Annotated in this window: 15 protein-coding genes; 9 read left to right on the top strand and 6 right to left on the bottom strand. The window is 53.7% G+C overall.

Features of this window, described 5'->3' with window-relative positions:
* Positions 1–33: 33 nt before the first annotated feature.
* From ABEA66_RS08930 to ABEA66_RS08895, 8 genes are all read left to right on the top strand, one after another.
* A complete protein-coding gene (locus ABEA66_RS08930; RefSeq protein ID WP_345587274.1) occupies positions 34–1,026 on the top strand; it encodes a beta-ketoacyl-ACP synthase III in 993 nt (330 codons plus the stop codon).
* Positions 1,016–2,296, top strand: a complete 1,281-nt coding sequence (locus tag ABEA66_RS08925) for an ATP-grasp domain-containing protein (RefSeq protein ID WP_345587273.1) — start codon at positions 1,016–1,018, stop codon at positions 2,294–2,296. Before ABEA66_RS08930 ends, ABEA66_RS08925 begins: the two co-directional genes overlap by 11 nt.
* Positions 2,293–3,288, top strand: coding sequence for an NAD-dependent epimerase/dehydratase family protein (locus ABEA66_RS08920; protein WP_345587272.1), 996 nt, complete (start codon positions 2,293–2,295; stop codon positions 3,286–3,288). Before ABEA66_RS08925 ends, ABEA66_RS08920 begins: the two co-directional genes overlap by 4 nt.
* On the top strand, positions 3,257–4,132 hold the full coding sequence (locus tag ABEA66_RS08915) for an MBL fold metallo-hydrolase (RefSeq protein ID WP_345587271.1): 876 nt from the start codon (positions 3,257–3,259) through the stop codon (positions 4,130–4,132). The genes ABEA66_RS08920 and ABEA66_RS08915 overlap by 32 nt, the downstream gene beginning before the upstream one ends.
* A complete protein-coding gene (locus ABEA66_RS08910) occupies positions 4,132–5,514 on the top strand; it encodes a F390 synthetase-related protein (RefSeq protein WP_377739972.1) in 1,383 nt (460 codons plus the stop codon). Before ABEA66_RS08915 ends, ABEA66_RS08910 begins: the two co-directional genes overlap by 1 nt.
* On the top strand, positions 5,495–6,361 hold the full coding sequence (locus ABEA66_RS08905) for an SDR family oxidoreductase (protein ID WP_345587391.1): 867 nt from the start codon (positions 5,495–5,497) through the stop codon (positions 6,359–6,361). The genes ABEA66_RS08910 and ABEA66_RS08905 overlap by 20 nt, the downstream gene beginning before the upstream one ends.
* Positions 6,362–6,426: 65 nt before the next feature.
* Positions 6,427–7,290 (top strand): hypothetical protein, encoded by an 864-nt coding sequence (locus tag ABEA66_RS08900; RefSeq protein WP_345587269.1) that lies wholly within the window; start codon positions 6,427–6,429, stop codon positions 7,288–7,290.
* A gap of 34 nt (positions 7,291–7,324) precedes the next feature.
* Positions 7,325–8,500: a hypothetical protein gene (locus ABEA66_RS08895; RefSeq protein WP_345587268.1), complete on the top strand. Its 1,176-nt coding sequence runs from the start codon at positions 7,325–7,327 to the stop codon at positions 8,498–8,500.
* Between the two features lie 101 nt (positions 8,501–8,601).
* Here ABEA66_RS08895 and ABEA66_RS08890 read toward each other — a convergent pair whose 3' ends face one another.
* The 5 genes from ABEA66_RS08890 to ABEA66_RS08870 are packed head-to-tail and all read right to left on the bottom strand — an operon-like array spanning position 8,602 to position 12,641.
* Positions 8,602–9,933 carry an ankyrin repeat domain-containing protein gene (locus tag ABEA66_RS08890; RefSeq protein WP_345587267.1) on the bottom strand — a complete coding sequence of 444 codons (1,332 nt, stop codon included), beginning with the start codon at positions 9,931–9,933 and terminating at the stop codon, positions 8,602–8,604.
* Positions 9,930–10,514, bottom strand: a complete 585-nt coding sequence (locus ABEA66_RS08885) for a 4Fe-4S single cluster domain-containing protein (RefSeq protein ID WP_079912060.1) — start codon at positions 10,512–10,514, stop codon at positions 9,930–9,932. Before ABEA66_RS08885 ends, ABEA66_RS08890 begins: the two co-directional genes overlap by 4 nt.
* A 3-nt stretch (positions 10,515–10,517) precedes the next feature.
* Positions 10,518–10,709, bottom strand: a complete 192-nt coding sequence (locus tag ABEA66_RS08880) for a DUF2997 domain-containing protein (protein WP_345587266.1) — start codon at positions 10,707–10,709, stop codon at positions 10,518–10,520.
* 7 nt (positions 10,710–10,716) lie between these two features.
* The gene (locus tag ABEA66_RS08875; protein WP_345587265.1) at positions 10,717–11,097 is read right to left on the bottom strand and encodes a DUF1257 domain-containing protein; all 381 of its coding nucleotides are present in this window, start codon (positions 11,095–11,097) and stop codon (positions 10,717–10,719) included.
* Positions 11,098–11,117: 20 nt separating this feature from the next.
* The gene (locus tag ABEA66_RS08870) at positions 11,118–12,641 is read right to left on the bottom strand and encodes an AAA family ATPase (RefSeq protein ID WP_345587264.1); all 1,524 of its coding nucleotides are present in this window, start codon (positions 12,639–12,641) and stop codon (positions 11,118–11,120) included.
* 618 nt (positions 12,642–13,259) lie between these two features.
* Here ABEA66_RS08870 and ABEA66_RS08865 point away from each other — a divergent pair.
* Positions 13,260–14,375, top strand: coding sequence for a slipin family protein (locus ABEA66_RS08865; RefSeq protein WP_345587390.1), 1,116 nt, complete (start codon positions 13,260–13,262; stop codon positions 14,373–14,375).
* 84 nt (positions 14,376–14,459) lie between these two features.
* Here the strand turns inward: ABEA66_RS08865 and ABEA66_RS08860 are convergent, their stop codons facing one another.
* Positions 14,460–14,747, bottom strand: a complete 288-nt coding sequence (locus ABEA66_RS08860; protein ID WP_345587263.1) for a hypothetical protein — start codon at positions 14,745–14,747, stop codon at positions 14,460–14,462.
* Positions 14,748–14,868 lie beyond the last annotated feature (121 nt).

Raw genomic sequence — 14,868 nt, 5'->3', positions numbered from 1 at the left:
TTTGACAACGTGCATGCATGAGGAGGGTTAACTATGCAGAGCAGAAACATTAAAATAACGGGTACAGGCAAATATTTGCCCAAGCGGGTTGTAACGGCGGAAGAGATGGATGCGATACTGGGAGTTCCGGCGGGATGGGTACAGAAAAAGTCAGACGTCAAGCGAAGGCATTTCGTCGAGGATGAGACGGCATCCCAGATGGGAGCCATCGCTGCCCTGGAAGCCTTAAGGCAGGCGGGACTGGAATTCACCGACATCGATTGTCTGGTATGCGCGAGCGGTACGATGGAGCAGCCGATTCCAAGTACGGCCTCACTCATCCAAAGGGCACTGGGGCAGGAATGGTCCGGAGTTCCCGCCTTCGATATCAATTCAACGTGTTTAAGCTTCCTGACCGGACTCGATGTGATGTCTTACATGGTGACAGCAGGCAGATACCGGCGCGTGCTGCTCGTTTCGACGGAGATTGCCTCCCTCGGTCTCAACTGGTCGCATAAGGAGAGCGCAGCCCTGTTCGGAGACGGAGCGGCGGCTGTCCTTATCGAGGCGGCAGAGGAGAGGGAAGGCTCCCGCATCCTGTGCTCCGCCATGAAGACGTACAGCTCCGGCGCGCATCTCTCGCAAATTCGCGGAGGCGGAACGGGAGCGCATGCGCTGTCCGGGCAGGAGGAGGAAGCCTTCCTGTTCGAGATGGACGGACCGGGAATCTACAAGATGGCATCGCGGATTCTGCCCGGCTTTGCAGCATCGCTATTGCAGGAGGCCGGGTGCTCGATGAAGGATATTCAGGTGGTCGTGCCGCATCAGGGAAGCGCGATGGCGATGAGGCTGATCAGCCGCAAGCTGAACATTTCGCAGGAGCAGCTGATGTTTATTACCCCGACGCACGGTAATACGATTGCGGCCTCCATCCCGATGGGGCTGCATGAAGCAATCCGTGAAGGGCGCATATCTCGTGGCTCGAGGGTGATGCTGCTCGGGACGTCAGCCGGCCTGTCGGTCGGAGGGATGGTCCTTGACTACTAGCGGTCAGCGATCGGAGACGGGGAAGCGGGTACTGCTGACGGGGGGACGGGCGCCGGCTGCTCTGGATCTGGCCCGCCAGCTGGCGGCGAACGGGCACCTCGTCTTCATGGCCGAGAGCTGTCCGCAGCACCTGTGCCGGCGCTCCAGAGCGGTACGGCGCAGCTACATCGTACCGGAGCCTGCTATCCATCCGAAAGCCTATGTGGAGGCTTTAAAGCAACTTATTGAGAAGGAACGGATCGAATGGCTGCTGCCGATGTGCGAAGAGCTGTTCTATGTGGCCGGAGGCTTAGGCGAGCTTGGCTCCCTATGCCGTGTCTTCGTTGAGCCGATCGATAAATTACGGCGCCTGCACAGCAAATGGGAGTTCATACAGCTGGCGGCGCAGCTGGGGCTCGCCGTACCGGAGACGAGGCTGTTAACGTCGCCGCAGGACTGCCTTGCCTTCATGGAGCGGGCGGCGGAAGAGGCCAGGCTCCGGCATGAGGCTGGAGGCCCTGCTGCTACGAAGTGGGTGTTCAAGCCGGTGTTTTCCCGGTTTTCCAGCAAGGTATTCCTAGCGGAGGCTGCTGCAGATGGCTGGCGATCCTATACGCAGACTATAAGGGAACTGCCGGTTTCGGCGGCTGCACCTTGGGTCGCGCAGCAGTATATGGAGGGAGCCGCCTATTGCAGTTATAGCATCGCCCACCAGGGAAGGATAACCGCGCATGCGGTGTACCCGGTCCGATTTACGGCAGGGCTCGGCGCCTGCATCAGCTTCGAACCGGTCCAGCATCCCGGGATCGACCGCTGGGTCGAGCGCTTTGTCCGGGAAGAGGGCTTTACAGGTCAGATCGCCTTTGATTTCATAGAAGCAGAGGACGGAACGGTCTATCCGCTGGAATGCAATCCTAGAGCAACCAGCGGGATTCATCTGTTTCGGCCGGAGGACCGGCTGGATCAGGCGTTGTTTGGGGGCGAACGGCAGCTGCAATCGGAGCAGAAGCGGATCACGCCGCAGAAGGACCGCAGAGCCATGATTACCGTGGCTATGATCAGCTACGGTCTGGCGGCTGCATTATCTCCGGCGGGGCGGAGCCGCTTCTCCTATTGGCTGCGATTCCTTGCAGGGGCGCAGGATGTTGTGCTCCGGCTTCTTGATCCGCAGCCGTTCTGGCAGCAATTCCGGCTCGTATATTGGAATTGGCGTAAGGGCAGGGAGCATCGGATTTCCGTGATGGAAGCGTCCACGCGGGACATTGAATGGAACGGCGGTGAGATGAAATGAGAGTATTGGTCACAGGGGGGACCGGATTTCTGGGCAGGAGCTTATCGATAGCTCTATATAAGCTCGGTCATGAGGTGACGGCGACCGGAAGGACGGAACGAATCGGAGCCGAGCTGACCGAACAGGGGATCACCTTCGTCCCGTCCCGGCTGGAGGACACGGTTCAGATGGCCCGGCTTTGTGAGGGTCAGGAGATCGTGTTCCACTGCGCAGCCTTGTCTTCGTTATGGGGCAGCTATAACGATTTCTATGAGAGCAACGTTACGGGGACCCGTAATGTGATTAAAGGCTGCGTCGCCAACGGCGTGCAGCGGCTTATCCATGTATCGACGCCAAGCATTTATTTCGATTACACCGATCGGTATGGGATCGTGGAGGCGGCCCCTTTACCACGCAGAGCGGCCAATGGATATGCGGAGACAAAGCTTCTGGCGGAGCAGGAGATCGACCAGGCAGCCTGTGTATCCGGCCTTCCGGTCATAACGATTCGGCCCCGTGCCCTATTCGGCCCGGGAGACCCGGCGATTATTCCGAGGCTGATTCAAGCGAATCGCCAAGGGAGACTGCCGCTCATTCGAGGCGGAAAGGCTGTAATCGACATGACCTATATCGATAATGCCGTCGATGCGCTGCTGCTGTGCATGTCGGCTCCTGCCGCCGCCCTGGGGCGTAAATTTAATATAACGAACGATGAGCCGGTCCGGTTCATCGACGCGCTGTACTATTTGTTCGAGCGGCTCGGGGAGCCGATGCAGGCGAGACGCATTCCTTATCCCGCAGCCTACTTGGCGGCGGGATGCATGGAAGGGCTGGCCCGTTTGTTCGGGAGCGGCAAGGAGCCGCTATTGACCCGGTATGCGGTCGGCCTGCTCGGCAGAAGCCAGACGCTCGACATTTCGGCGGCGAAGGAGCTGCTCGGGTACCGTCCCCGGGTGACGGTGAAGGAAGGGATTGACGCCTATGCCGCTTGGTATAAGGAACAGCATGGTTAAAGTATACACAGAAGTGTCCCTGATGGCGGCGGGCTATTGCACGCATAAGGAGCGGATAACCATCCGCGGAGGAAGCGGCCGGACCGTACGTTTTCCGGCTTTATTTGCGCTTATCGAGCATCCGGAGCGGGGGCCGGTTCTGTTCGATACCGGCTATACGGACCGTTTCTTCGAAGAAACGGCCCGATGGCCTTATTCGTTGTATGGGCGGATGACGCCGGTTTATTACACACCGGAGGACAGTGCAGCCCATCAGCTGCGCATTCGTGGGATTGACCCGGCCGATATTCGGTACATTATTATCTCTCACTTTCATGCGGATCATATCGCCGGCTTGCGGGATTTTCCGAATGCAAAGTTCGTATATCTGCATGAGGCGTACGATGCCGTACGTTATCGCAAGGGCTGGAGCGCAGTGGCGGCGGGTTATTTGCCGCGACTATTGCCCGATGACTTCGAGGCGCGCTCGCTCCCCATCGATGAGAGGCGTCTCATCGAGCTGCCGCCGGAGCTGCCGTTCCGGCGGGGGATGGATGTGTTCTGGGACGGCAGCGTCATAGCCGTCGACGTGCCCGGTCATGCGGCAGGCCAGATCGGAATTATCATGTCCTCGGAGAGCCAAGCTTACTTCTTGTGCGCGGATGCCGTATGGAGCAGCCGGGCTTACCGCGAGCTGCTGCCTCCCCATTGGATGGCGGGCTTCATCATGGCGAACCGTGTTCAATATAGGGACAGCTTCCATAAAGTTCATCAAGTCTATAAGCAATGCCCGGAGCTGCGGATTATCCCGTCACATTGCGGTGAGGTATGGGATTCGCTCGTGAAAGGCGGTGCCGAAGGATGATCGGAAAGCTGTTGATTGTATGGTATTACTTGCTGACGAAATACCGCATGAGATTTTCCTCCCGCGAACGGTTAGAGCGATGGCAGGAGAGGCGCATACGGAGGCATCTCCGGTTCGTAAGGTGCCGCTCCGCATTTTACAGGGAGCTATGGGGAGAGCTCCCCGACAGTGAATGGAGACGGTTCCCGATCATCGGGAAACCGGAGATGATGGAGCATTTCAACCGGTTGAACACGGCGGGGATCGACAGGGAGGAAGCCTTTGCTCTGGCGCTGAAGGCTGAGGCGAGCCGGGACTTCACCCCTACGATCGGCTCGATTACGATCGGCATGTCCTCGGGCACCTCCGGCAGCAGAGGACTGTTCCTGGTCAGCACCCGGGAACGGATGGCCTGGGCCGGCACGGTGCTCGCCAAGGTGCTGCCCCGCTCGCTGCTTCACCGCGAGCGGATCGCGTTCTTCCTGCGCGCCGACAGCAATCTGTACGGCAGCGTCGGCAGCCGCAGGCTGCAGTTCCGGTTCTACGATCTGCTCAACCCGTTGGCCGAGCATGTGGATCGTCTGAACCGGCAGCAGCCTACGATCCTGGCGGCGCCCCCGTCGCTGCTGCGCGTGCTGGCCGAGGCTGCGGAGAGCGGCAGGCTGGACATTCAGCCGCACCGCATTTTGTCGGTGGCCGAGGTGCTGGATCCGTTGGACTGCGAACGGATAGAGGCAGCATTCAAGCAGAAGGTACACCAAATTTATCAGTGTACCGAGGGCTTCCTGGCCGTTACCTGCCCACACGGAACGCTTCATCTCAACGAGGATATCGTCGCGGTGGAGAAGGACTATTTGGACGCAAGCCTGCGCAAGTTCGTTCCGATCATTACGGATTTCTCACGGACGACACAGCCGATTGTCCGTTATCGGCTGAATGATATATTAACCGAGAGGGCGGAGCCTTGTCCTTGCGGGTCCCCTCATCTGGCTTTAGAGCGGGTAGAGGGACGCTGTGACGATCTCTTTTATTTGTACGGCTTGGCGGACGGGGGGCTTGTTCCGGTATTTCCTGATTTTATCAGCCGCGCTATTATATCCGTATCGGCGGATATCGAAGAATACAAGGCCGTACAGCATGCCCCGGATGCCTTGGAGATCTCCTTAAGGCTCAAGCAGGGGAAGGAAGGCAGTATGGACCCGGTTCAACAGAGCATCCTGGATTCGCTGGACCGCTTATGGGCTAGAATAGGCTGTTCTGCGCCATCCGTCGAATTCAGCCTGCTGAACCGGCCGCCGGGCGTTCAGAAGCTTAGACGTGTCGAGCGCAGGTTCAGTCCTATGACTGGGAAAGGGGAGATGACGATTGAATCAGCAGCCGTATATGCCGGTTCAGGCAAATAAAAGCGATAGGCCGGTTGCGGTTGTTACCGGTGCATCCAGCGGCTTCGGCCTGCTTACCGCATTGGAGCTTGCGAGGCAGGGCTATCGGGTTATTGCCACGATGCGCGATACAGCCAACAATCGCATGCTGCTGCAGCAGGCCGACGAGGCCGGGCTGGCCTCGTTCATTGAATGTATGCCGCTGGATGTGACGGATCACGGCGCAATATCCGATGCCGTTGCCCGAGTGATCGATAGGCACGGATCAATCGATGTGCTTGTCAATAATGCGGGGCTGGCCATCGGAGGCTGCATTGAGGAGATTCCCATGGAGGATTGGGAGAAGCAAATGGACGTGAATTTCTTCGGTCTCGTCGCTATGACTCAGGCTGTGCTTCCCTTTATGCGCGAGCGCAGACAAGGCAAGGTGATCCAGATCAGCAGCGTAAGCGGCAGAGTAGGCTTTCCAGGCTATGGACCTTATGCAGCCTCCAAGTTTGCGGTAGAGGGCTTTAGCGAAGCGCTGCGGCTCGAAATGCTCCCCTTCGGCGTCCATGTGGTCCTGGTCGAACCGGGGGCTTACAAGACGAGCATATGGAATAAAGGCTTTGAGCATATGGGGGCACGAGCTTCCAAGGATTCCCCTTACAGCCGATATCTCAACGCCATTATGAACTATTCGAAGCGCACGGCAGAGCATGCGGATGACCCTCAAGAGGTCGCCCGCGCCGTTGCCGGGATCGCCCGTTCCCGTTACCCCCGGTTGCGTTATACCTTAGGGAAAGGGGCACGAGCGGCCATTCTAGGGAAAGCGCTGCTGCCCTGGAAATGGTTCGAGCGGATCCTGCTCAGGGAGCTGGAGAAGTGAAGCAGGAGGCGGAGATCCCTTCTCCAGCAACCCGAATGAAATTTTTATGATAGGGATGTGCCTGGATGGATAAAAACAGAAGACTTCGTGATCTAAGCTTTGGCACGATAAGCGTAGCTGACAAATCGCTTATTCTCGGAGCGGGGGTAACGCCGCTGGGAGACCCCTTGTCAGGTTTATTGGCGAACGAATTCAATCATAACTTCGATGCCTATGACAAGGCTATCGATTCTATCTACAACGAGACGCATATAGGCGGCTCGGGCCTACACCATTTGCTGGACGGCCAGCATACGATTTGGGGGGCATTCGAAGCGGTGAGAGATGTCAAGACGGATGATTCCTTCGTCACCGAGCTTCTTCAAGTGTGTGAGCATCTATTGAGGGACGCCGCCTCCAAGTCGGGAATCAACCCGTTATTTTCTTTGACGCAGGAGCAGTTCAACCACTTGGGGAATATGGTGGGTGAACTGGGCATTTCCAAAACCTTTTTGGCAGACGCCCTTACTTTTAACGGTTCGGAGCTGCTTGGAGGCCTTGGGGGACTTGCAGCGTCGCTGCTGCTTGGGAATCAACCGGATCCTTCACGATTATCCAGGCTTTCCGGGGGGCTTCTTATCTCATCGCTTGTGACAGCGAACCCTATTCTGTTCCCGATAGCGGCCGGCGGAATGGTATACAGTGCAATCCGAAGCGGCGATCCGGTTGCAGCGATGAAGCAATGCGGCAAAGGAGCTTTAGTCTCAGGCAGCGCCTTGCTCGTCTCGTCGTTAGTCGGTGGACCTGTCTGGATTGGCTGCCTCACGGGTGCGGCGGTAGCGCTGCTGGTCTCCTATGCGGTAACGAATCCGGAGGATGCCTTCCGGAGACTCAAGGCTCTTATGCGGCCCGCAACTGTGCTGTACCGCAAAATTTCGCTACAAATATAGCCAGCTATAGCCAACGACGACAAGGAGATACAGGATGACAGAGAAATGGATGGATAAGATTATTAACCTGGAAGCATTCGGCAAGGTACATAGAGATATGCGGGCTGTGAGCCCGGAGACGGCGGATAATATTATCGATTCCTTTACGAAAGCCCTTGCACCTGTGAGAGAGGCTTTGGCGAAGGCAAGGAACAACGACCAAATACGCGTTGCCCTCATTCAAGAGCAGTTAATTGTTCAGGCGCAGGCGAGCCAATATTTGAGCATCACCGACGAGTTTACAGAGCGTCATAAAAATTTGTGGAAATTTAACTCCCAGGCTCCCGAGCTCTTTTTCCAGACCGCCTATGATCGGCTTGCCGCCTATTTTCAGCAGAAAAAAACGGTAATGCACCACAAATTAGAAATGGACAGCTCCTGGTACAGCGGAATCAAGGATTCGGCCAAGAAAATGGGGTCATTGGTCAATTATGCCGTCAAAGGCGCTAATCAATTGTCCGAAAAGCTCGGCGGTCAAAAGCTGACCGCCAACGAGAAGGTGATCGACGACAAATCGATTGTAGAGACACTGATGGAGCAGCACCTTCATCCCAAGCAGGTGTCAGTGGATATAGGACTCATACTGGACCACTGCAATAAGGTCTATGAAGAGGCGTGGAAAAAGGAAATCGCTGCACAGCAGCCTGACTTGCAGCGGATTATCCCGCATATGCTGGTCCATAAAGCAAGGGAGAATGTCGAGCTGCAGTTTCAGGTAGGAGCAACGGAGCAGATATTCCTTGTCTCCATTGGCACTACGGTTGCGAGCGTCCTCGCTTTGGCGGCGGGGTGGCACACGCTGACATGGGCCATTTTGAACGTCTTTCCCCCGATGGCGCTGTTCGTTGCCGCCTTGACCGTTGTCACGGGATTTTTGACCAAAGAGAGTGCATTGAAGCAGCGGAAAAAGCAGATCGATGATTCGGTCAATCAATACTATCATTATTTTCTGACCTATCTCGACGTCATTAAGCTGAAGGAGTTAGGCGACAAATCGTTAAGGCAGCACATCGTAAATGCCGGGGAAACCATCATCCATAAGACGATCGAGCAATGGGAAGCATCGCTGCTGGGCGGATTGACGATCGATCATTATAGGCAGCTGAACGCTGCCTTTTCCAGGCACATTCTTTATTTACAGGAGAAGCTAGAAGAACTGGGGCAGACTTGAAGCTGCTGAATCGGGGGGGAGTGTGTAATGTACTCAGCTGTTACCAGGAGCGGAAATCCGTTCCTGGCAGCCACGGCTGAAGTGTCGTTGAATTTATGGTGTTAATCCTGCCCATCCAGATTAAGCTTCAGCTTCCTTCTTCCAGCAATATCAGGAGGAAAGCTGGAGGGCTCTTGCTCACGGGCGACGGATTGCGATGATCGCTGTCCGGCAGCTCCCGTTAACACGTTGGCTACTTCTTGATACCCCTTTTCATCTGCATAGTCTAAGGCAGTTTTGCCAAGAAGATCGGCTACCTGAGGGTCGGCTCCCTTTCTTAATAGGAAAGAAGCTAACGCGAGATGATTCATCCCGACTGCATAATGAAGGGCTGTTCTCCCCACAACATCGGGTTCATTAATATCAACGCCCTGCTCGGTTAAATAATGGATGATGGCAATTTGTTGATCATCGATATCGGTTTCCAGGCTTTCATCGTCGTACTCAAATACGTCATAACCTGTGCTGTATACGGTTGCGATGATCAGATTTCGTTCATTTTTGGTTTTGCAGCGCACATCGGCGCCTTGCTGAACAAGCTTTTTGACAAGCGCCAAATCCTTGCCATACTTGGAGCAAGCCTCCGCCAGACTTTGATTTAAGCCCGAACGGTCCAGCAGCTGGTATTTGAACATGTATTCGACAAGCTTGGTGTTGCTGCCTTTCAAGAGAAAGTCAATCAGCGCTTGTCTAAGGGTAGCACCCTTGGCCAGCAGCTGTTCGACGTAGAAGGAATCCGCCTGATTAAGAACGCAGGAGGACATCCCTAATTCCATGGTGTTAGAATACAAGGTTTTGGTCATTAGCGTTTCAAAAATGTGCGACTGCTTCTCTCGGATGACCTCGGCCAGCAGGGTGAAATTATCGTTATTAACAGCATTCACATCAGCGCCCCGGGCGATAAGATACTCCACGATATCCCACGAATGATGCTTGGCTGCGGCCAGCAGGGGAGTAAAACCTCCGCGGTATTTATGCTCGATTTTGGCTCCTGAGACCATATGCGTCTTGACCGTATGCAAATCTCCATTCATGATAGCTTCTTGCAGCGCTTTATAGGATTCCTTATTGATCGTAATGGGGTGAATGGGTTCCTCCGGTGCGGCCGCCTCCTGCTCGGGCTGTTCCTTCTTCTGGGCAGCCGTTCCCGCCGCTATCGGCTCAGGCTGATCTACCTTGATATTTAAATAATGAAATATCGTTTGTACCAGAACTTCAGTACGGTCCTTGGAGAGATGGCGGGTCGAGGAAAATCCTTGAATAATTTGATTGTAGTTGTTTTGATTCAATGTAACTCCCTGAAGCCGGAATAAGGTTTGAAACAGGCCGCTTGCTTGATACAGGCTGTTCAAATCACGGGCCATAGCTTGCTGAAGCTCGGCGAAATTGTTCATATGGACTCACCCTTTGTTGTAATGGATTTAAGTAGAGAATCGGAGGGAAAGCCGGTCATCTGTATGGTACCGTCCGAATTCAATGTAATCTCGACTTGTCTTGCTTTAAAATCCTCCAATATGTATCGTTCGCTTAACAGATGAATGGTCTGGTTATATGAGCCTGCCGTCAGTTCAGACGAAGGAACGGATTCGTCGAATCGTCCATCGATGAGAACATCGACGTGCTGAAGGATATCCGTTGCCAAAGGCATCTGTCGGAGTTCTTTCATTGTAAAGCCCGTAAACAAGACTACGGAGAGATGCCGCGACCTTATATATTTTACCAGCTCGAGAAGGCCCTCTTGCTGCAAAAAAGGCTCTCCCCCGGAGATGGTTACTCCCTCTATATCCTGCGGTATGCATTCGAGTACGGTTTCCAGCGTCATCCGGGTTCCACCGTCTAAGGGGTGGGAATCCGGGTTAAAGCATCCCGGACAATCCAGCGTACAGCCTTGAAAATGAATGACGCAGCGCTTCCCCGGGCCGTTTACATAGGAATAGCGGTGAATGCCGTGGATATTTAACAAGATCGAAGCCATGGCTTATAGCTCCACATTCCGGTTTTGCTGCAAGGCGGTTCTTTGGTAATACTCAGGCTTTTTCTTCCGCTGCTCGGTCATGCCTAGCGCCTTCTCCAAGGCTTGGGTGGCTGCTTCACAAGATTTCCCTTGAAAACCGATGGCTTCAATAGACAGCGTGCCGTCCTTTTTGACGATAATTTCGATTGATTTCATGATTGTATTAGCCTCCTGTCCGGCAGATCAATTTGATCGAGCCGTCCTCCATCTGACGTCGCTCCACAGCATAGCCTTGCTTGCGTGCTGCAAGTGTAGCGGCATGAACCCCATAATGCTGAAGCAGATGCTCGGCGCGTTTGCCGACTTCCTTTTCTACATGCCCGTTGTACCAGTCCGTAGTCATGGTGTAGGCACCCGTTCTGCCCAAAGTGAATGCTAGATCATAAGGGCCCTTTAGCTTCACTACATAATCTGCGGGAAGTAGCCTCCCGTTGTATCCCCGTGCGGACTGATCTCGAAGCAGATCCAGGCCCAACTCGCGACAGGCAAGCTCCAGCGCTTGAATATCGCGAATTTCTGTTTTCATTTTGGTAAAATGGCTCATGAGTTTGGCTCCGTTGTAGATTAAGATAGAGTAATTCTTCTTTTTGGGAGAGCGGATCTTTCCTCGATTTCGGATAGATCGATTTCCCCTGTGCATCGCGAGGCACTCTTGGCCCGCAGCTTTCCCCAAGCCCTAATGGATTCAATTTTTTCCTTCATCGTTATAGAAAGCGGGATTTTGCTTTGAATCGCCCGCAGCATATCATCGGTCGTAAAGTCGCGTTTCTGGCTAAAAGCGTAAAACATAGCCGCTTCCAGCACCTTTTCGATCTCGGCGCCGCTATATCCTTCTGATGCTTCGGCCAAGGCATTCAGATCGAACAGCTGGGGATTGCGCCTCTTTCTGGCGATGTGAATGTGCCAGATTTCTTGACGCTCCTCCTTTTGAGGGAGGTCGGCCCAGAAGATTTCATCAAACCTCCGAAGAAGCTCGGGAGGAAGTGAAGTCACATCGTTGGCGGTTGCAAAAAGGAACACAGGCTTCGATTTCTCCTGCATCCATGTTAACAGCTGGCCGAAGATCCGGTTGGTTACGCCCCCGTCATTGCCGTTCCCTAAGCCGCTGAAGGCTTTATCCAGCTCATCGATCCACAGAATACAGGGGCTCAAAGTTTCGGCCAGCTCAATCGCTGCACGCATCTGCTTCTCGGACTGACCGACAAGCGAGCCAAATACGCGATCCAGCGGAAACCGCAGCAGGGGAAGCTGCCATGCGGCAGAAGCGGCCTTGGCGGCAAGAGATTTGCCGCATCCGGGCACCCCCACATAAAGAAGGCCGGCAGGTTCCTTAATTCCGTAATCCCTTGCCATAGGGGTAAAGGCTTGTTCCCGTTCCAGCAGCCAGTCTTTAATCTCCTGGTTTCCTCCGATATCGTCTAGCGTGAGTGAGGGCTCAATATATTCAAGCAGTCCTGAACGTCTGATGATCTTTGTTTTCTCCCTCTGAATCTCCGTTATGGCCTGTCCATGAAACGAGCCGTGCCTTACAAGAGTAACGGCAAACGCATTCTCCGCTTCTGCGCATGTCATACCGAGCGCTGCTTCGAGCAGTCTGGTTCTATCAGTGATCTCAATTCTCGAATCTACGGAGGACATCACGATGTCGAGCACCTTTCCTAGCTCCTGTACATCCGGAAGCCGATACTCGACCAGGGCCACTTCCTTTTCAATTTCCGCAGGAAGCTGCACATACGGAGAGAGGAAGATGCAGGGCTTGCTTCCGTGCTTGGCGAACGGCACCATATCCCGTATCTTCTGCAGTACCATATAATTATCCAGGAAGAAGTGGAAGTTAGTGAATACATGAATCATGTTGTCCTGCTCTTGCCTGTATACGTCAAAACAGCTGATTTGATCTGACGGATGCATTTCCAGCGATTGTCCCGTTTGCGGATCAAACCAGCCCTTCGTACAGGACCATATTTTGACTCCCATTTGGATGTCCTTACTGATCTTGAATATGTCCTCCAGTATGATGTTCTCTTCGTATCCCGTGACCCAGATAAGCGGAAATCCGGCAGCGATGTATTGTTTAATGGTTTGCAAAGTCAGCAGCTCCTCAGATGTAGAAAATTTCGACTATGCTTTTATTCTCCTCATTTTTGTATATTTTGACAATCCTTTTTTCTTCCGCGTCGTAATACTTTCGCCATGTTCGGATGGATTCAAATAAGAGACAATAGGTATCGGGTTGACGCACGGAAGGCTTACCTAGGCTCGGACATCGTAGTCCGGCAGTGCAGGCGTATCCTATACACTTGTATGCTGTTTGACCTATTCGGCTCAATTCCTCACAGGGGTTCGATTCCCCATATCGTATGGGACGATATTGCCCGAGGTAGGGCACTCGACTTTCACTCGAGGAGAACATGCTAACCATTACGGGATGGCCGGAAAGGGATTCCTCGGTGGCTTTCTACGCACACTGCGGCGGGGCTTAGCAATCCGCGGATACCGGCATGTGCCGTTCAGGATCAGAGGCTGACTCCAAGGCATGATGAGACAGGTTGCATCCGGACCTGGCTGCATCCCGTCAAGGCGGAAGCGTAATGGTTCGCACAGCACAAGTCTTAAGCGGGATTCCGTCTTACGCGCAGGAGGACCTCCCTTTTCCAGAGTCATCAATCAAAGGCAGACTGAAGGTCTGCTTAAGGAGGAAACATGATGTTTAAAAAGATCAATATTAAAACCGACGAACGCGGGCTGCTGTTCCGCAAAGGAAGCTATGTCAAGCTGCTGCAGCCAGGCACGTACCGATTCTCTCCATTTTCGGAGGATACGGTAGAGGTTCTTACTATAACGAAGCCTTTTCATGTCCAGGGGAAGGATTTGCAGCTGTTCATGCAGGATGAGCGGCTCTTGCAGGAGCTGGATGTCGTTCAGGCGCAAGACCATGAGTATGTCCTGCATTACGAGAACGGCCAATTCGTCTCTCTTCTAACCGCCGGGAGCTATGCGTTCTGGAATGTACTGAAGAAGCATACTTATATCCGGATCGATATCCGGAACCCCGAGCTGCCGACCGAGGTTGATTTGGCGGTATTGCCTAGGCTGGCCAGCTATCTTCAGGCGTTCGAGGTGGCTAATCATGAATCCGGTGCGCTGTACTATAACCATGTGATGCAGAGGGAGCTGGCACCCGGAAAGTATTACTTCTGGAGGGGGCCTGTCTCGGTAGCGGTCAAAACCGTCGATTTGCGCCAGCAGCAGATGGATATGACCGGCCAGGAGATGATGACGGAGGACAAAGTCACTCTGCGCTTGAACTTCGTATGCCAGTACAGAATCGTTCAACCGCTGCGGGTGCTGGAGATCCGTTCCTTTGAAGAGCAATTGTACATTCAATTGCAGCTTATTTTGCGGGAGTATGTAGGAACCTTGAAGTTAGATGATCTGCTGAAAATGAAGCAGGAAATCGCGGCCTTCGTTCTGTCGAGATTGAATGAGAAGAGCGAAGAGTACGGCGTCCGGTTTTTGTCCGCAGGGGTGAAGGACATCATTTTGCCGGGGGATATTAAGGAGATCATGAACACCGTGCTGCTTGCCGAGAAAAAGGCCCAAGCCAACATCATCACCCGGCGTGAGGAGACGGCATCGACGAGAAGCCTGCTGAATACCGCCAAGCTGATGGATGAGAACATGACGCTGTACCGGTTGAAGGAGCTGGAGTTCCTGGAGAAGATTTGTGAGAAGATCGGCACGATTTCGTTGACTGGCGGAGGCAATCTGCTGGAGCAGCTGAATTCGCTGCTGGGGGATAAAAGTGCCGGGAAAGTGTAAGCTGCCGAAGGGAACCATGTATGTCCCCTGATCTCCGATCGAAAAAAGAAGAAGTGCCGGTACTTCCCGAACCGACACTTCCTTTTACTTCCTCACATACCACTTCAACCAGCTTCGAATGGCTTCTTCCTCTGACATTCGTCTATTGCACAGGCAAGGAGAGATTACCCACTCATAAATCGCCTGCTGCTTGGTCTTGAAAAAACGATAATCACAAATATTCCATGGATTATAGACCTTCCGGTACCCTTTTCCATTAGGCAAATCATAGGTATAACGACGAACTGCTTTATTGGCTTGACGCTTGGCCCAACGGGTACCCGGCGTGTGATGATCGGTCCATACGGGGGCATGCTTTCTGCTTCGGCTCATCTTTGGCTCTAACCTCCTTCTGGGAAGTTAGAGACCGTCCAGCTTCTTCATGCGCTGCTCCCTCCTTTTCGGGATGGGGTGAATTCTATCCATTTAAACGTGCCTGGCTGGAAAAAGTTGC

The sequence above is a fragment of the Paenibacillus vulneris genome (assembly GCF_039543185.1).
Taxonomy (GTDB): domain Bacteria; phylum Bacillota; class Bacilli; order Paenibacillales; family NBRC-103111; genus Paenibacillus_S; species Paenibacillus_S vulneris.
Note: the sequence above shows the minus strand (reverse complement) of the source record. Positions and strands in the feature narration are given on the sequence as shown.